At 55.4% G+C, this 16,949-nt stretch carries 16 protein-coding genes; 9 read left to right on the top strand and 7 right to left on the bottom strand.

Annotation, left to right across the window (positions count from 1 at the left end; all coding sequences use genetic code 11):
• Positions 1-208 precede the first annotated feature (208 nt).
• The gene (locus GE278_14280; GenBank protein QLK61870.1) at positions 209-868 is read left to right on the top strand and encodes a TetR family transcriptional regulator; all 660 of its coding nucleotides are present in this window, start codon (positions 209-211) and stop codon (positions 866-868) included.
• 3 nt (positions 869-871) lie between these two features.
• Positions 872-1,753: a DUF2236 domain-containing protein gene (locus GE278_14275; GenBank protein QLK61869.1), complete on the top strand. Its 882-nt coding sequence runs from the start codon at positions 872-874 to the stop codon at positions 1,751-1,753.
• Positions 1,754-1,758: 5 nt separating this feature from the next.
• Here GE278_14275 and abgT read toward each other — a convergent pair whose 3' ends face one another.
• From abgT to GE278_14260, 3 genes are all read right to left on the bottom strand, one after another.
• A complete protein-coding gene (abgT, locus tag GE278_14270; protein QLK61868.1) occupies positions 1,759-3,282 on the bottom strand; it encodes a p-aminobenzoyl-glutamate transporter in 1,524 nt (507 codons plus the stop codon).
• A gap of 93 nt (positions 3,283-3,375) precedes the next feature.
• Positions 3,376-4,827 carry an amidohydrolase gene (locus GE278_14265; protein QLK63301.1) on the bottom strand — a complete coding sequence of 484 codons (1,452 nt, stop codon included), beginning with the start codon at positions 4,825-4,827 and terminating at the stop codon, positions 3,376-3,378.
• Positions 4,827-6,143, bottom strand: coding sequence for an amidohydrolase (locus GE278_14260; GenBank protein QLK61867.1), 1,317 nt, complete (start codon positions 6,141-6,143; stop codon positions 4,827-4,829). The genes GE278_14265 and GE278_14260 overlap by 1 nt, the downstream gene beginning before the upstream one ends.
• 176 nt (positions 6,144-6,319) lie before the next feature.
• On the opposite strand from GE278_14260, the gene GE278_14255 reads away from it, so the two are divergent.
• Both GE278_14255 and GE278_14250 read left to right on the top strand, forming a co-directional pair.
• On the top strand, positions 6,320-7,216 hold the full coding sequence (locus tag GE278_14255; GenBank protein ID QLK61866.1) for a LysR family transcriptional regulator: 897 nt from the start codon (positions 6,320-6,322) through the stop codon (positions 7,214-7,216).
• A 141-nt stretch (positions 7,217-7,357) separates the two neighbouring features.
• Positions 7,358-8,464 carry a suppressor of fused domain protein gene (locus tag GE278_14250; protein QLK61865.1) on the top strand — a complete coding sequence of 369 codons (1,107 nt, stop codon included), beginning with the start codon at positions 7,358-7,360 and terminating at the stop codon, positions 8,462-8,464.
• Between the two features lie 308 nt (positions 8,465-8,772).
• Here the strand turns inward: GE278_14250 and GE278_14245 are convergent, their stop codons facing one another.
• The gene (locus tag GE278_14245; GenBank protein QLK61864.1) at positions 8,773-9,036 is read right to left on the bottom strand and encodes a hypothetical protein; all 264 of its coding nucleotides are present in this window, start codon (positions 9,034-9,036) and stop codon (positions 8,773-8,775) included.
• Between the two features lie 309 nt (positions 9,037-9,345).
• Complete coding sequence (locus GE278_14240; GenBank protein QLK61863.1) at positions 9,346-10,842, bottom strand: MFS transporter; 1,497 nt, start codon at positions 10,840-10,842, stop codon at positions 9,346-9,348.
• Between the two features lie 352 nt (positions 10,843-11,194).
• On the opposite strand from GE278_14240, the gene GE278_14235 reads away from it, so the two are divergent.
• From GE278_14235 to GE278_14220, 4 genes are read left to right on the top strand one after another with little or no spacing between them, the layout of a single operon-like run.
• A complete protein-coding gene (locus GE278_14235; protein ID QLK61862.1) occupies positions 11,195-12,130 on the top strand; it encodes an ABC transporter substrate-binding protein in 936 nt (311 codons plus the stop codon).
• 60 nt (positions 12,131-12,190) lie between these two features.
• Positions 12,191-13,360, top strand: coding sequence for an ABC transporter permease subunit (locus GE278_14230; GenBank protein ID QLK61861.1), 1,170 nt, complete (start codon positions 12,191-12,193; stop codon positions 13,358-13,360).
• The gene (locus tag GE278_14225; protein QLK61860.1) at positions 13,357-14,301 is read left to right on the top strand and encodes an ATP-binding cassette domain-containing protein; all 945 of its coding nucleotides are present in this window, start codon (positions 13,357-13,359) and stop codon (positions 14,299-14,301) included. The genes GE278_14230 and GE278_14225 overlap by 4 nt, the downstream gene beginning before the upstream one ends.
• Positions 14,302-14,309: 8 nt before the next feature.
• Positions 14,310-15,056 (top strand): ABC transporter permease subunit, encoded by a 747-nt coding sequence (locus GE278_14220; protein QLK63300.1) that lies wholly within the window; start codon positions 14,310-14,312, stop codon positions 15,054-15,056.
• Here the strand turns inward: GE278_14220 and GE278_14215 are convergent, their stop codons facing one another.
• Positions 15,057-15,236: a hypothetical protein gene (locus GE278_14215; GenBank protein QLK61859.1), complete on the bottom strand. Its 180-nt coding sequence runs from the start codon at positions 15,234-15,236 to the stop codon at positions 15,057-15,059.
• A 224-nt stretch (positions 15,237-15,460) separates the two neighbouring features.
• Between GE278_14215 and yedA the strand changes: the two genes are divergently transcribed.
• A complete protein-coding gene (gene yedA / locus GE278_14210; GenBank protein QLK61858.1) occupies positions 15,461-16,375 on the top strand; it encodes a drug/metabolite exporter YedA in 915 nt (304 codons plus the stop codon).
• A gap of 4 nt (positions 16,376-16,379) precedes the next feature.
• On the opposite strand, the gene GE278_14205 is transcribed toward yedA, so the two are convergent.
• Positions 16,380-16,928 carry a DUF3833 family protein gene (locus GE278_14205; GenBank protein ID QLK61857.1) on the bottom strand — a complete coding sequence of 183 codons (549 nt, stop codon included), beginning with the start codon at positions 16,926-16,928 and terminating at the stop codon, positions 16,380-16,382.
• Positions 16,929-16,949: the final 21 nt, after the last annotated feature.

Genomic DNA, 16,949 nt, shown 5'->3' with positions numbered 1-16,949 from the left:
GTGTAAAAACGCCTGTAGCTTGTGCAGCTTTGCGGGTTTGAGTGATTTTGTTATCGCTCGATAATTAAATGATAATCTCCGCTGGACTTATGCGCAACTATTTTTAATAATGATCGTTAAGTTATTTTGTCATGAAAACTTATCTCATGAAAACTTATAACGAAAAGTTTAAACAACCATAATCACAATGGTGATGGAAGGAGGGTGTATGAGCACTGAACAGACGGCTTTGGTCCGGAAAAGTCGCGGTCGCCCAAAACAGTTCGACCGAGGAACTGCTCTGAGCAAGGCCTTGAATTTATTCTGGCGCCACGGCTATGAGGCCACGTCATTAGCGGATTTGGTCGAAGCCACAGGTGCCAAGGCTCCCACGCTGTATGCTGAATTCGGTAACAAAGAAGGTTTATTTCGCGCCGCCGTTGAACATTATCTGACTAACTTTTACGAAAAGAGCTCATGTTTACTGAGTAAAACAGATTTGTCCGTTGAGGAAACCATCGGCCAGTACCTGCGTGCTATCGCAGAGCTGTTTACTGACTGCGACACGCCAAGCGGCTGCTTTATGATAAGCGCCTCTTCCGGGATGTCCTCATCCTCTGCGGATATTGCAGAAATGCTGCGTGCACGCCATCTCTCTCAGGAGCGTTCGCTGTTCGAGTTCTTTGAGAAAAGAAAACAGTCTGGGGAACTCACGTCTGTCACTGACAGCGCACTGCTGGCGAAATACCTCGCCTGCACCATTCAGGGCTTCTCGGTTCAGGCACGTGACGGTGCGACCGCCGCCGAGCTGAATCAGCTGATTGATGTCGTATTGAAAATCTGGCCGCAGCTGAGCAAAGCAACGGTTGTCAGCACTGCTGCACACTGACGGATGTTGAGCATCAAATCCTTGTTAAGACGTAAAATTGAACGCCAGGTGCTGAGTATTTCGGGCCTGGCGTTAGGCGGTATAGACTTTGATAAACCGGCAGGTAACCCGGGTCTGTTTGGGCCGGAAAGCGTGACCTGGCGGGTTCATGGCGATTTTACTTCCATGCTGTGCGGCGGCGTCAGTGCGTTGCTGTTGCAGATGCTTCACCCGCTGGCGCTCGCCGGTGTCTGGGATCACTCCTCATTTCGCGAAGACATGCTGGGCCGTCTGCGGCGCACCAGCCAGTTCGTTTCCGGCACCACTTTTGCGCCAACAGGCGACGCTAATGCTTTAATCGACAAAGTAAAATCCATTCATTTACGGGTGACCGGTACCGATGCGCACGGCACGCCTTATGCCGCGAGCGATCCGGACTTACTGGTCTGGGTGCATGTCACCGAAGCCTACAGTTTTCTAAAATCCCATCTGCGTTACCGTAACCCGGCCCTGAGTCTGACGGATCAAAACCGCTATTATCAGGAATTCGCACGGGTGGCGGAAAGTCTTGGTTCGGCCAAAGTGCCGGACAGCGTATCAGCGGTCGACGCTTATTTACAGGCGATGCGCCCGCAGCTGCGCTGTGACGATCGGACACAGGAAGTGGTGAGATTGTTGCAGAACGCGCCCGCGCCCAGCCATCTGGCGAAACCGGCAGGCAGCCTGCTGATTCAGGCGGGAGTCGATCTTCTGCCTGACTGGGCGTCGAAACAGCTGGGGATTTCCCTTTCCCCGTTGAAACGCAATTCTGTCCGTTTTGGTACTCGTTACATCGCGCGCTTATTGCGCTGGGCGGTACGTAACGGCTCATGGCACCGCGCCATGCGACGGATGGGACGTTTATGATTCAGTTAAAGATGCGGGTAAACGCCCGGTCCTATCGGTAAACCGAGCAGATACCAGCCGACCAGCATCAGCAACCACACCACGAAAAATACAATCGGATACGGTAAAACCAGCGAATAATAGGTGCCAAGCTTCGCCTCCTTGTTGTACCGCTGGAGGAAACCGAGGAATAACGGCACAAACGGCGACATAGGAGCCAGCGGGATAACCGAGGAATCGGCGACGCGAAAAACAATCTGCGCGAACGCCGGATGGAAGCCGAGCAGCATAAACATCGGCACGAAAATCGGCGCGAGGATCGACCAGATCGCCGAGCCGCTGGCGATAAACATGCACAGTAATGCCGACAGAAAAATCAGTCCGAGAAACGCCGGAATTCCGGTCATACCAAGATTTTCCAGCACGTCCGTCAGGCCGATTGCCATAAATTTCCCCATATTGCTCCAGTTAAAAAACGCTACAAACTGGGAGAGCGGAAAAATCATTACGATAAAGCCGGCCATCGATTTCATCGGGTCGACCAGTAAATCCGGTACGTCGCTGGCGCTGCGGATCTGTTTGGTCACCATGCCGTAAGGCACGGAAATCACGAAGAAGAACAAAATGATCAGCGGCACAATGCCCTGAATAAAAGGTGAAGGGATAATGCCGCCGGTTTTTGGATTACGCAGCAGCGCGGCTTCCGGCACCACCAGCAATGCCACCAGCCCGATGAACACCAGCGCCGCAATACCGCTCGCCATCAGTCCGCGGTTTTGCAACGGTGTCAGTTTTTTCATCTCTTCGTTGCGCTCGCCGCGGTACACCGGCAGGCGCGGTTCTACGAATTTATCGGTGAGGACGGCTCCGACGATAGTCAGCAAAATCACTGACGCGGCCATAAAGTACCAGTTGTCGATCACGCTCACCTGCACCGCCGGATTGATCGCTTTCGCCGCTTCGGTACTCAGGCCTGACAGCAGCACATCGGTCGTCACAATCAGCAAATTAGCCGTGAATCCGCAGCCGACGCCGGCGATGGCTGCCAGCAAACCGGCGACCGGATGACGCCCGACCGCCAGAAAAATCAGCGCGCCCAGCGGCGGCATCACCACCAGTGCCGCGTCGGATGAAATATGGCTGAAGAACGCGATAAAAATCACCATGTAGCTGGCGTAGCGGGCGCTGACCTTCGACGCCATTTTGTACATCAGGCTTTGCAACAGCCCGACGCGCTCCGCCAGACCCGCGCCAATTACCAGTGCCAGAATCGACCCCAGTGGCGTAAAACCGCTGAAGTTCTTAATGACGTTCGGCAGAATCCACTGGATCCCTTCCGCGCTTAGCAGATTTTTAACGTGAATGATTTCGCCGTTGCTGGGGTTCACCGCCGTAATATTCAGCCATGAAATCAACGCATTGGCGATCATCAGCACCGCAATCAGATAAACAAACAGTAAAAATGGATTAGGAATTTTATTCCCTACACGCTCAACCCACTGAAGAAATCCCCCCGGGCTTTGGCCGCTTTCCTGTGCATCTACACTCATCGTTGTACCCTCTGTTGTGTTGACTTTTTTTATATTTATTCCGCTCACCCGCGCCGGAACGGGGCGCGGATGAGCGGTGGACTTACCAACGCTTTATTTCAACGGCGAAGGTTTTACTCCAGCCGGGATAGGGCAGTGATAGGGGCGACGGACGCGCAACGCGTCGCGCTCTTTCTGGCACGCGGCGAGCAAATCCGGCTGAGTGAACAGGGCGATGGCGGTGGAGGACATCACTTTGGCTGCCAGACACATGCCTTTGTGGGCAATGGACGTGCGCCCCTGGGAAACGATCTGCCAGGTGTGCAGCGGCGATCCGACCGCAAAGCACGGGCTGAAACATTGCGCCGTCGGCACCAGCCAGCTCACATCGCCGACATCCGTTGAGCCGTACAAGATATTGTTGTTCGGCGCGTAAGGAGCAACGGCATCAGTTAGGGCCGAGGTACGCAGCGTTTCGGCGAACGTCATGCCTTCCGCGCCGCTGGTACGGGAGATGTTCAGCAGATTGTTATCAATGTCCTGCTCAGTCAGCGTGGCATGAATCGAGGCCGCAAACGTCCGCTCTTCGTCGGTATATTGCGGCGTGCCGAAAGCCTGCACGTACTGATACATGGCGCTTTCCAGCGTGCGGTTCGGTACATAATTGGAACAGGCTTTATCGAAGCGCATTGACATGGTGGTGCCGGTCATCAGCGCTGCGCCTTTGGCGATATCCACCACGCGGTCGAAAATCGCCTGCGCCTGATCCCTCTGCGGCGCGCGCACCAGATACAAAACTTCGGCATCGGCCTGCACCACGTTCGGCGAAATACCGCCAGCGTTGGTGATGGCGTAATGTAACCGCGCTTCCTGAATGATGTGCTCACGCAGGAAGTTAGCGCCGGTGTTCATCAGCGTCAGGGCATCCAGCGCGCTGCGTCCCAGATGCGGTGCGGCAGCGGCGTGTGAGGACACGCCTTTAAAGCTGAACGATGCCTGGATGTTCGCCAGCGTCTGGTTGCTGAACATGCCGCTGTAGGTTTCCGGGTGCCACGTCAGCGCGGCATCAACGTCATCAAACAGGCCTTCGCGCGCCATAAAGGTTTTGCCGGAACCGCCTTCTTCGCCCGGACAGCCGTAAAAGCGCACCGTCCCATGAAGGTTCTCGCGCTCCATCCAGGCTTTTACCGCCAGTGCGCCGCCGAGTGCTGCGGTGCCGAGCAGGTTATGACCGCAGCCATGGCCATTGCCGTTTTCCACCAGCGGAACCGGGGTGTCGCATCCGGCTTTCTGGCTAAGCCCGGCCAGCGCATCGAATTCGCCGAGCAGGGCGATTACCGGTTTACCGCTGCCGAAACTGGCGATAAATGCTGTTTCCATGCCGCCGACGCCGCGCGCTAGCGAAAAACCGCTGGCTTCAAGTTTGTCGGCCAGTAAGGCTGAGGAAACGGATTCAGCGAAGCGAGTTTCAGGGGTGTCCCAGATGGCATCACTGATTTCGGCAAGCCGGGGCTGCTGGTTATCGATAAAGTCATTGATGAAATTAACGATATGTTGATTTGCCATCATTTTTCTCCTTCGAATTCAGCGATGTTTAACGCCAGCGCGGCCAGCGTTTTGATGCCCTGCGCCATCACTTTTTCATCGAAATCGAACAGTTCATTGTGATGACCCGCGCTAAGGTCGGTGCCGAAAATCACATAGGAGGCTTCGCCGCCGCGCGCCTTGACGCGTTCCATCATGTAGGTGGCATCTTCGGAACCCGCCGCGCCTTCCTGACGGTCGATGATTACCTCGAATTCCCCCATTTTTTCCGCCTGACGGTGGATGTATTCCACCCATGCCGGTGTTGGTGTGCTGCTCTGCGCTGCACCCATCAGTTTGATGTCAAACTTCACCTGATGCATTTCTGCGGCGCCGGAAATCACTTTCAGCGCCTGCTGATAGATGAACTCATTGACCTCATTGGTTGAGCCGCGCGTTTCGACTTTCATCATCGCGCCGGAGGCGATCACATTTCGGCCAGTACCGGCTTGTAAAACGCCGACGTTGACTCGCGAACTGCCGCCGCTGTGGCGCGGGATGGCGTGCAAACCAAGCGTCGCCTGCGCCGCGGCCAGCAGAGCGTTACGGCCTTCTTCCGGCTTGCCACCCGCATGGGATGCCACACCGGTGAATTGCACGTCCAGTTTGGTGGTTGCCATAAAGGTGTCATTGCCGCAAACAATGTGATTTGCCGGAACGCCGGTGCCGATGTGTACCGCCGTAAAGAAATCCACGTCATCGACCACGCCCGCTGCGACCATCGATTTGGCACCGCGCGTACCTTCTTCTGCGGGCTGGAAAATCAGTTTGATTGTGCCGCACAAATGGTCGCGCATTTTCATCAGCACTTCCGCCAGACCCAGCCCGATGGTGGTGTGCCCGTCGTGGCCGCAGGCGTGCATCATGCCGTTATTGGTTGAGGCAAATCCTTCGCGGAACGGGCGATGTTCTTCTTTGAGTACTTCGAATAAATCCAGCGCGTCCATGTCCACACGAAACCCCATCACCGGGCCGGGTCGGCCGGTTTCCAGCGTGGCAACAATGCCGGTGAAACCGCCGGAGAAATGTGGCATCCAGCGGGCAATCGCTCCCTGCTCCAGCGCACGCTGTTCCTGTTCGGCCAGCACTGCCTCAGAGGGCAGCCCCATCCGTGAACCGGCGTCGATCACGTCTTTACCGAGTTTCAGGGCGTAACCCAGTTTTTCCAGCCGGTCAGCGACCAGCGTAGACGTTCGGAATTCCAGCCAGCCGGATTCGGCATATTTATGCAGGTCACGACGTTGTTGTTGCAGGGCAGGGAACAGATTTTCAACGTGTTCAGAAATCTCATTTACCATCACGGACTCTCTTTTCTACAGATATACAGGCTTTCTGCGGGGAAGCAGAAAGGAGGAAACCTAAATCTGAAAGGGGCTCGGCCGGCCTTATATGATTTTCAATGTACATAAAGCAATCAGGGCATATAAGATGCCAAAATCTTCTTAGTGATAATCAGGGGTTATCAAAGAGACTTATGCCATCACAAATAAAAATGCATCAGCTGCGGGCATTCGTGTCCGTGGCCCGACATGGCAGTATTCGCGCGGCCAGCAGGGTGATGGCTTTGTCGCAGCCTGCGCTGACCAAATCGATTAAAGAGCTGGAAGAGAGTCTTGGCGCAAGATTGTTCGTCCGCCGCCGTCAGGGGGTGACCTTAACTGACTGTGGTGATGCGTTTTTTAAGCGTGCCAGCCTGATTCTCGAAGAGTTGCGCGTGGCGCAAGAGGATATTGCCCAGCGCCTTGGCGCCACCAGCGGCAGGGTAAATATTGGCGTGGGTGCCAGCATCGCGCGCACTATCATGCCGGAGGTGATCGACCGTTTTCACCGCGAATTTCCCAATGTGAAGGTGCGTATCGCAGAAGGTCAGCTGGTATCGATGATCCCTGAGCTACGCCAGGGAGAGCTGGATTTCACAGTGAACACCTATTATCAGGGCCCCTTTGATAACGAACTGTTATATGAAAAGCTTATGGATAAAGAGTATCGGGTTGTCGCCAGGCGCGGACACCCGATGCAAAATGCGCGCTCCATGCAGGAACTGTTGCAGTGCGACTGGACGATGCCAACACCACGTGGCAGCTATTACAAATTGCTCAGTGAAGTGTTCAGCGACATGGACGCCGAGCCTGACATCAGCGTGATCTGCGAGACGTTTATGTCCTGCACCAGTCTGATTGCCAAAACGGATTTTCTCAGCGTGTTATCCGTCGATGTCATTAACGATCCGGTCATCGGCCAAAGTCTGGTGGCGCTCGATCTCGACCTGCCGCTGCCCACGGCCACCTTCTATCTCATTCAGCGACGTGATACCACGCTGACGCCGATGGCTGCATATTTGGCGCAGCTGTTCCGGCTGTATTGCCGATAAAGGTGTCGTTTTGCTAAAAAAGCGCGCGTTTTGATGATTTATCGGGGATTTTTGGGAATATTGCCCGTTATCGTACTTGCTTATACGTTCTACACTGGCCATCACAGGGAATAATAAGCTTCCTAATGTTGCCGAGGTCATATGCGCCAGTCCGATATTGTTGCTGAAGTCAGCAACGACAAACAAACCCTGACCGCGCTGGTCGAGCAGGACAACCGCGTGGTGTATTTCTACATATTCGCCCGTGAGGATTTGCGCGACCGTTTTCCGAAAATGCGTGCCTGCTGGGTGCGCAATTTGGTGCCTGCACCGTTGCACGATGACACCGATGCGATGGAACATGGTATCTCGCCGATGCTGGCTGCGCCGTATTGCCGCAATCTGGAAGGCGAGGCGCCGCTGGATCCGTCGCAGATTCAGATCTTATGGAACGAAAGCGATGACGGCGCGGCGTTGTGGTATCAGGGCTTGCTGCTGGCGGTCATTCCCGGCTGGAGTTTGTATATCGACCACTCGGTGTGTTATTCCGCCGGATGCATCAAAGAGAATCCGCTGACCTTCCCGTTGGGCTCTGCTTCAACCAACACGCAGTGCGAACTGGCGGAAAAGACGCGTCTGTTCTGGCGCGACTGGCAAAATGAATTCAGCAATCCGTGGCCGAAAATTCAGCGCAGTCTGCTGGAATCGTATGAAGACCGTTACGGCCCGTCGTTGAAGTATTATCTGATCAATCAGGGCAACTGGCCGCCGATGGCGATTTCCCAGCATGAAGATGAAGAGAATTATTACTTCTTCACCGTCGGCATGAGTATCCGCCCAATGCCGCAAATCGACATTATTTTCAATGATGAAGCCGACAAACATCGTCGTATCGAACTGGCTTTTTCCGTCGGCAAGGAATACGTCAGTGAGGAGCACGCCGTACAGATGGCGAGTGCGCTTTCCGGTTATGCGCAGGTGCCCTGGACCACCCTGAGCTGGCTGGGTGAAGGCCACACGCTGATGTCCCCGATGGCCCCGCTGGGCTTTGAAGGCCATGTGATTTCTTCCGCCCTGTGCGGTCCCGCCGATAAAATGCGTCTGCCGAAGGTGTATGGAGATCGGGTGAATCAGTTTTGGGTATCACCGGTCTTCAGCAGTGAACTGGCATTTTCTCAGGCCAAACCCAACGGCGGCATCGAGCTGGTGGCGGCGCTGATTGAGAATGGCGTGGGGTATGTGTTTGCGCCGCGTGGCGCGGTGGTGTGATGCGGGTGCCGCGCACTGGCGGCTTTTAAAGCCAACCGGGAATTTTTCGGTTTCTCGGTTGCGTATACCGCTCAATGCGTTTTTCAAATATGACCGGGAATTTTTCGGTTTCTCAATTTCAGTGATCGCATGACTTTCTGCGCCGAAACCGACCAAGAGAGGGAAGTGCTTTCCCTCTCTTGGATCTCTCCCCGCTTTTTAAAACACGCGCTATCGCCATGGCGATGGACATGTTCTGTAACTTCCGCAGGTGGCGCAAAATCCTGCCGCTGCGCGGTCCCTTCTCTCGGTCCTGAAGCCTCAGGTCTTCAGGCCGCTCCGTTCAGCAGGATTTTTGATCGCGCCATCTCCCCTTTTAAAAAATAAGAAAAGAAAATTGGCAAAAACGTATTTGGTTTTTTGAAATGATCCGAGTGGGCGAAGTTGTGGCCTAAAAGTGTCTGGCCGCGTTCAAAAACCACGCCGTAGGGAGAGGTGAAAAACCGCGCGTTTTTTGGCGCGGGTTGTAACCCGACCGGAGGGCACCGCAAAGCGGCGGGATTTTGCGGCAATAACAGAAGTCCCTGAAACATAGCCGGTATGCATGGCACATGTTTTAAAGAGCCCGGGATTCTCAAGGGTGGTGGCGATAGACCACCCTTGAGGCCGGTTTGGGCGGCAGCCCAAGGTCTTGACCTTGAGGCCGGTTTGGGCGGCAGCCCAAGGTCTTGACCTTGAGGCCGGTTTGGGCGGCAGCCCAAGGTCTTGATCTTGAGGCCGGTTTGGGCGGCAGCCCAAGGTCTTGATCTTGAGGCCGGTTTGGGCGGCAGCCCAAGGTCTTGATCTTGAGGCCGGTTTGGGCGGCAGCCCAAGGTCTTGACCTTGATTTTCAAAGCCGCCTTTTAATGCCCAGCCTGGGCACTAAAATCCTCTGCATCCACATCATACCCCGATGGTTCCCACCTAATTGCGGTCAGCACAATCAGCCCGGCCAGCGGTGCCAGCGCGATCACCCAAAATACTCCTGTTCCCAGCGCAGCGGATAAAACAGGGAACAGGAACAGTGATACGGTGGAAGAACTGCGCATCAGCGTCTGGTTGAAACCAACACCCATGCCGCGCAGCGACGTTGGATAGCTCAGCGACGCGAATGTCATGGTGTGCGAGCCCGGACCAAAGCCCTGACCGAACAAGAATAGCGCCAGCATCGCAATGGAGATTGCTGCTTCACCGCCATCTGCCGGGCGGCCCACTACGGCCAGACCGATCATCGCGATGAGCTGGCAGGCGTATCCGGCGTAAGTCATCTTCCATGCGCCGAATTTAGACACGTAGCGTACCGCAATCAGCCCGCCGACGAAGGCGAAGCACAGGTTCAGACTGAGGGAGAACAGGATCGTACTGATCATCGACTGCTGAAGGAAACTCGACAGGATCACCGGCAGCCCGAATGCTACGGCATTATAGGCAAATGACGACGCCACGGCGGTGACGGTCGCCAGCACGGTGCGGCGCAGATAGACGCCCTGCAGCAGCGTGCCATAGTTGCGCCATGCGGCTTTACGCACTTTCACCTGCGGCGTTTTATCAGCATCGTCTGCGACCACGGCATTGATGTTGTAAGACTTACGCAAAATCGCCGCTGCGCCCTGTAAATCCCCCTGATTGGCAGCCCATACCGGGGATTCATTCATATAACGATGGCGGATAGCGATAATCAGAATCGCCGGTACCGCACCGAAACCGAGGATCAGGCGCCACAGCCAGTCGGTGTGCGTGGCGGGCAGTACGGCGTACAGCAGCAGAACCAGCAAATATGAAACGCTGATCGCCGCATACCACGTCGGGCACCACATCGCCACGCGGGACGCCTTATTCCCGCGCCCCTGAAGTTTGGAAAACTCGGCCAGAAATGCCATCGCCACCGGCAGGTCGATCCCGACGCCCAGTCCCATCACAAACCGTGACCCGCCGAGCACCCATTCGTTCGGGGCAAATGCACACGCCAGTGCGGCGACCACGAAGAAGAACATATCGGCCATGAATACGCGGTAACGGCCAATTTTGTCGGTCAGATAACCGCCCAGCAACGCCCCGACGATCGCCCCGAAGGTGATCGCTGATGCGACAAACCCTGCGCCTGAAGGTGACAGCCCGAACTGGCGGGTAATATCTTTCATCCCGAAGGCCAGTGCACCGAGGTCATAGGCGTCGAGGAAAACGCCTCCCAATGCAATGGCGATCACGACACGCGCGTCGCTGAGTTTGGCAGCGCCGCGGTTCACCAACTGAGTAATATCGCAGGCGGAACGAATCACCACCGGTTGATCAGACGCCGCATCCGCCGCGCTGTAGCTCCCCGAAGACGCAGCATTTGAAGCCGCAATAGAGTCAGACATTATTTTGTTTACGCTTTTTGACAAAAAAACCAGCATAGAGGCGACGTGATGCCCGTCACAAGTCCTGATTCGCTGAGAAATCAAATCAAATGGCTATAACTTAAAACGAAGTGATCTAAGGCTGTTTGTAATTTGCTCCTGCACCGTTGCCAGCATTATCCATTTCCCAGATTAGCTCCGCACATATCCGTATTTCCCATCCTGCGCATCTCCTGCTTTTATAGCTGACCATCAGACTTCTTACCTAAAATTGAACTATCCTTGTTAGCACGCTGTTTTCACTGATGAAAGCGAGTTTGAAAGACTGTCGCCAGGCGACATAAATCGAAAAAAATCAAAAAGAGGACTGATCATGACTGCATTAACAGGGCGTATGCGGGGACTGACCGCAGCAATGCTGGCGCTGTCGGCGATGAGCTTCACCGCGCACGCGGCGGATGACACAGTACGCGTCGGCTCGAAAATTGATACCGAAGGCTCGTTGCTCGGTAATATCATCATTCAGGTGCTGGAAGCCAACGGCATCAAGACCACCAATAAACTGCAACTGGGGACGACCAAGGTCGTGCGCGGGGCGATCACCGCCGGTGAGATTGATGTCTATCCGGAATACACCGGTAACGGCGCGTTCTTCTTCTCTGACGACAAAGATCCCGCGTGGAAAAATGCACAGGCCGGTTTTGATAAAGTCAAAAAGCTGGATTACGACCAGAATAAAATCGTCTGGCTCGATCCTTCCCCGGCGAATAACACCTGGACTATCGCGGTGCGTAACGACGTAGCCAGCGCCCATGGGCTGAAATCCCTTGCCGATTTGGGCAAATACATCAGCAGCGGCGGTGATTTCAAACTGGCGGCATCGGCTGAATTTATCGAGCGCCCGGATGCTTTACCGGCGTTTGAAAATGCCTACGGCTTTAAGCTGAATCAGGCACAGTTACTGTCACTGGCGGGCGGTGATACGGCAGTGACCATCAAAGCAGCGGCGGAGAAAACCTCCGGTGTGAATGCGGCGATGGCGTATGGCACCGACGGTCCTGTCGCAGCGCTCGGCCTGCAAACGCTGGAAGATCCAAAAGGTGTTCAGCCGATTTACGCGCCTGCGCCAATCATTCGTGAAGCGGCATTGAAAGCGCATCCGAACATTCCAGCGCTGCTCAAGCCGGTCTTTGCATCGCTGGATACTAAAACGCTGCAAACGCTGAATGCGAAAATCGCGGTCGGCGGGCAGGATGCGAAGAAAGTCGCGGCGAAGTATTTGCAGGAAAAGGGTTTCGTTAAAAAATAATCGGGCAGTGACGCCCTGAGCACGATCTTCGGATCGTGCTCACCGGACTCAGGTACTGTTTTGACTCATCACTCATTTGTCAAAAACCGCGTGTTACTGACGCTGGTTTTGCTGCTGTTGCTGGCCGGTTACGGCCTGGCATTTCTCAGTCATGCGCCGAACCGGCTGGTCTCGGGGCAAGGCATTCCATTATCGACGCTGCTGCACGGTTATTTCGCGCTGATTTTACTGCCTGCCCTGTTATTGCTGGTGGCGGCTTTTCTCACTCTTTACGGAAAGAATTATCTGCTGGTGATGCTGCTGGCGGAAATCCTGCTGACCGCACTGGTATGGCTGGCCGGGCACAGTGCGGTGCAACTGACCGGGGGCGATGAAGACAGCATAGCGCGCACGTCCCTCGGCGGTGGTTTCTGGGCAGCGGCGGCGCTGTGCCTGTTGATAGCCTCCGACGCCATCTCCCGTTTTACCCGCAATCACAGTCTGCGCATTGTGCTTAACGTACAGATGATTTTGCCGGTCGCTGTGTTGCTGGCGTACGGCCAGCTGGCAGAACTTTCATTGTTAAAAGAATACGATAACCGCTCTGACGTGTTTAACGACGCGGTGTGGCAGCATCTGGGCATTTTGTTTGGCACGCTGCTGCCAGCGGTACTCATTGGCCTGCCGGTTGGGTTTCTGTGTCATCGCAAAGCACGCTGGCGCTCACCGGTGCTCTCAGTGCTGAATATCATTCAGACCGTACCGTCCATAGCGTTGTTTGGTTTGCTGCTTGCGCCGCTGGCCGGGCTCGCCCGCGCGCTACCGTGGCTGGCGGAGCATGGGATCAGCGGCATCGGCCTGGCCCCGGGGATTATCGCGCTGGTATTGTATTCCCTGCTGCCACTGGTGCGCGGGGTGATTGCCGGGCTGGAATCGGTGCCGGAAGCGGTGATCGAATCCGCGCGCGGCATGGGCATGAACCGCGGGCAGATCTTCTTGCGCGTGCAGTTGCCCATCGCGCTGCCGGTCATTCTCACCGGTATCCGCATCGTGGCGGTGCAAACTGTCGGTATGGCGATGGTCGCGGCGCTGATCGGCGCGGGCGGTCTGGGTGCCATCATGTTCCAGGGATTACTCAGCAGCGCGCTGGATTTAGTGCTGCTCGGTGTGATCCCGGCGGTGTTGATGGCTGTAGTCGTCGACAGCGTCTTTAAATTCGCAATCTCAATACTGGAAACCTCACGCAGATGATTCATTTCAAGCAGGTAAGCAAACACTTTGCCGGAAAGGCGGTCGTGCGTGACCTGACGCTGGAAATGGCTAAAGGCGAATTTACGGTGCTGATCGGCACCTCCGGCTCGGGTAAATCCACCACGCTGAAAATGATTAACCGGCTGGTGGAGCACGACCGTGGGGAAATTCTGTTCGCCGGTGAACCTATCGAAAAATTCCGTGCGCAGGATTTACGCCGCCGGATGGGGTATGCGATCCAGTCGATCGGCCTGTTCCCGCACTGGACAGTGGAAGAGAATATCGCCACCGTGCCGCAGTTGCTGAAATGGCCGAAAGCCAAAATCCGCGACCGCGTGACCGAGCTGCTGGCGTTGCTAAACCTGGATCCGAAACAGTTCCGTCACCGTTACCCGCATCAGCTGTCCGGCGGGCAGCAGCAGCGTGTCGGCGTGGCGCGTGCGCTGGCGTCAGATCCGGAAGTGTTGCTGATGGATGAACCCTTCGGCGCACTCGATCCGGTGACCCGCGCGACGTTGCAGGAAGAAGTGGCGCGGATCCACAAAATGACCCACCGCACTATTGTGCTGGTGACACACGATATTGACGAAGCGCTGGCACTGGCCGACCGCATCGTGCTGCTCAACGACGGGCAGGTGGTGCAGCAGGGCACGCCGCTGGAATTGCTGACCAAACCTGCGACGCCTTTCGTGCGGGATTTCTTCGGCGGCAGCGATATGGGCATCCGTTTGCTGTCGTTGCAGGAGGTCGGATCGCGTACCCGGCACGGCGAGCTTTACCACGGCAGCCAAAAGCCGCTGGTGGCATCGATGAGCCTGAGTCAGGCGTTGTCGAAATTTGTCGCGCAGCAGGTTCAGCAATTGCCGGTGGTGGACGATGAGGGGCAGCCGCTCGGCGTGCTGCATTTTGCTGATCTGACCGCACAAAGGAGCGAGGCATGAAACACGGTTTGCGGCGGATTATCACCGATCCGTTACCCTGGCTTTTTGCATTGCTGCTGGCGCTTATCTTCGGCATGACATCGCTCGGCGGCCTGTTTCACTGGATGTTTCCGCAGCTCAGTCGTCCGGTTTATCAGCAGGAAAGTTTTGCCTCGCTGGTGCAGGCACATCTGTTGCTGGTCGGCGTATCAAGTCTGATTGCCGTGATCATGGGTATGGCGGCGGGCGTGGTCGTAACGCGCCCGGCGGGGAAAGAGTTTCGTTCACTGGTTGAAACTCTGGTCGCTATGGGGCAGACGTTTCCGCCGGTCGCGGTGCTTGCCGTGGCGGTGCCGGTCATGGGATTTAGCGAAAAACCGGCGATTATTGCGCTGGTGCTGTACGGCTTATTGCCGATTTTGCAGGGGACAATTGCCGGGATTGAATCGGTCTCTCCCTCAGCGCGTGAGATTGCGCAGGGTGTCGGAATGAGTCGCTGGCAGATGCTGCGTAAAGTGGAAATACCGCTGGCGGCACCTGTTATCATCGCCGGGATCCGCACGTCGGTTATCATCAATATTGGTACAGCGGCAATCGCCTCTACGGTCGGAACATCCAGCCTGGGCTCGCCGATCATTATCGGCCTGAGCGGCTTTAATACCGCCTATGTATTGCAGGGCGCGGTGATTGTCGCGCTGCTGGCGATTTGCGTGGATATGCTGTTTGAACGCTGGAGCCGCTGGTTACATCGCTGGCAGCAGCGGTCGCTGGAGTGATCAGTTAACGGAAGCAGAAGACGACGGCGCAGGGACCACGGAAGGGGCGTCGTTATCGTTTGCCGGTTTAGCATCATCCTGAATGACGACGGCATAGCCTGCGACCATCACACCGCCAATCGCGCCAATCGCCATCAGACCAAACAGCGCGATAAATAATTTTTTGCCAAGCGAATTCATGTGTCTTACCTCAAAAATATCAGCCCCGAATTATAAGTCCTTTATGGGATCCGGCAACACACCATTCATGCGATAACAATATTATCCCTCAATGCTACTCATTTTTTGTCATATACAGACACTTTTTAGCAACATTTTGGTGCGATCGCACAGAATTCCTTGCCGTTAATCAGGGCAATAGCGTTAACTGTCTGCCTTCGTTATCACGCTAATAAGTTACTCCTATGCCTTCTGCTTCGCGTTCCCTGTTGCCGTTAGTTGCTGCATTATTTGCGCTGTATTTTATCTGGGGCTCTACCTATTTTGTGATCCGCGTTGGGGTAGAAAGCTGGCCGCCGCTGATGATGGCCGGTCTGCGTTTCTTCGTCGCCGGATGTGTGTTGTTCACGTTTCTGATGCTGCGTGGGCATAAATTTCCGAGCCTGAAACAGTGGCTCTCGGCGGGTGCAGTGGGGATTTTACTGCTGTCGGTAGGCAATGGTCTGGTGACCGTCGCCGAACATATGCAGGTGCCGTCCGGTATCGCGGCGGTGATGGTGGCGACCGTACCGCTATTTACCCTGTGCTTTAGCCGTCTGTGGGGGATGCCAAACAGTCGTCTGGAATGGACCGGCGTCGGCATCGGCCTGTTCGGTATTGTGCTGCTCAATACCGGCAGCAATCTGGAAGGCAATCCGTGGGGCGCAGCGCTTATTTTACTGGCGTCTCTGAGCTGGGCATTCGGTTCGGTGTGGAGTTCGCGCCTGATCTTACCGGTCGGCCTGATGGCTGGGGCGGCGGAGATGATTGTCGCCGGGGTTGTGCTGCTTATCGCCAGCCAGCTGAGCGGCGAGCATCTGGTCGCTACGCCTTCACTGCACGGATTTCTGGCGCTGGGGTATCTGATTGTATTTGGCTCGATGATCGCCATCAGCGCCTACATGTTTTTGCTGAAAACCGTGCGTCCGGCCATCGCCACCAGCTACGCCTACGTGAACCCGATCGTTGCAGTGCTGCTCGGCATCGGTTTCGCCGGAGAATCCCTGTCACCGGTTGAGTGGGTGGCGTTGGGGATTATCCTGTGCGCAGTTCTGCTGGTCACGCTGGGCAAATTCGTCTTCGGGCGCAGGAAGACGGTGATTAAAGAGGTGAAGGTGTAAGCTTTTACTTCTTCTCAAAGAACAGCGTCACCCGCGCCACTTCGACGCCTAATTTTTTCAGCGACGTGACGTTAAACAGATGCTGTTCGTCCTGCTGATAAATCCAGTCGTCGAAGGTCAGGCGATAGGTGCTGCCGCCTGATTTGACGTCCATCACGTAGTTCCAGTTGAACGCGTTACCCGCCGACTGGCCTTTGGCGGTGCCAATAATATCGCCTGCGGTGCCGGTATAGGTGCCGTCAGCGAGTTTGCGAATGTGCCAGACGCGGGTTTGTTTTTCGCCGTCGTCATACACAAAATCTTCGTGCAAGGTGAGCGTATCGGCCACCACATCACCACGAATTTTCACTGCGAAGCGGCGCGTTTGTTTATGAGTGTAATCCTGCACCATACCGTAGGCGACGCTCTCCCCTTTGAAGTAGGTGAAAATATCCAGCTTTGGCTGCGTCTGTGCGTAATCTTTAATGTCCGCGCTGCAACTGGTCAGTAACAGAACGCAGGCCGCCATCAGACCGAGAAAACCTTTGCGTAAAACAGAGTGTGAAACTGTCATAAAACCTCCGGTCGGATGAAT

Source organism: Enterobacteriaceae bacterium Kacie_13 (assembly GCA_013457415.1).
Classification (GTDB): Bacteria; Pseudomonadota; Gammaproteobacteria; order Enterobacterales; family Enterobacteriaceae; genus Rahnella.
This window is presented reverse-complemented; position numbering and strand designations above follow the sequence as displayed.

Excerpts from the sequence above, each read along its gene's own strand:
- GE278_14260 (QLK61867.1), bottom strand. The coding sequence starts at position 6,143 with ATGGTAAATGAGATTTCTGAACACGTTGAAAATCTGTTCCCTGCCCTG.
- GE278_14265 (QLK63301.1), bottom strand. The coding sequence starts at position 4,827 with ATGGCAAATCAACATATCGTTAATTTCATCAATGACTTTATCGATAAC.
- GE278_14280 (QLK61870.1), top strand. The coding sequence starts at position 209 with ATGAGCACTGAACAGACGGCTTTGGTCCGGAAAAGTCGCGGTCGCCCA.
- yedA (QLK61858.1), top strand. The coding sequence starts at position 15,461 with ATGCCTTCTGCTTCGCGTTCCCTGTTGCCGTTAGTTGCTGCATTATTT.
- GE278_14225 (QLK61860.1), top strand. The coding sequence starts at position 13,357 with ATGATTCATTTCAAGCAGGTAAGCAAACACTTTGCCGGAAAGGCGGTC.
- GE278_14205 (QLK61857.1), bottom strand. The coding sequence starts at position 16,928 with ATGACAGTTTCACACTCTGTTTTACGCAAAGGTTTTCTCGGTCTGATG.
- GE278_14215 (QLK61859.1), bottom strand. The coding sequence starts at position 15,236 with ATGAATTCGCTTGGCAAAAAATTATTTATCGCGCTGTTTGGTCTGATG.
- GE278_14255 (QLK61866.1), top strand. The coding sequence starts at position 6,320 with ATGCCATCACAAATAAAAATGCATCAGCTGCGGGCATTCGTGTCCGTG.
- GE278_14240 (QLK61863.1), bottom strand. The coding sequence starts at position 10,842 with ATGTCTGACTCTATTGCGGCTTCAAATGCTGCGTCTTCGGGGAGCTAC.
- GE278_14250 (QLK61865.1), top strand. The coding sequence starts at position 7,358 with ATGCGCCAGTCCGATATTGTTGCTGAAGTCAGCAACGACAAACAAACC.
- GE278_14275 (QLK61869.1), top strand. The coding sequence starts at position 872 with ATGTTGAGCATCAAATCCTTGTTAAGACGTAAAATTGAACGCCAGGTG.
- GE278_14245 (QLK61864.1), bottom strand. The coding sequence starts at position 9,036 with ATGTTTCAGGGACTTCTGTTATTGCCGCAAAATCCCGCCGCTTTGCGG.
- abgT (QLK61868.1), bottom strand. The coding sequence starts at position 3,282 with ATGAGTGTAGATGCACAGGAAAGCGGCCAAAGCCCGGGGGGATTTCTT.
- GE278_14235 (QLK61862.1), top strand. The coding sequence starts at position 11,195 with ATGACTGCATTAACAGGGCGTATGCGGGGACTGACCGCAGCAATGCTG.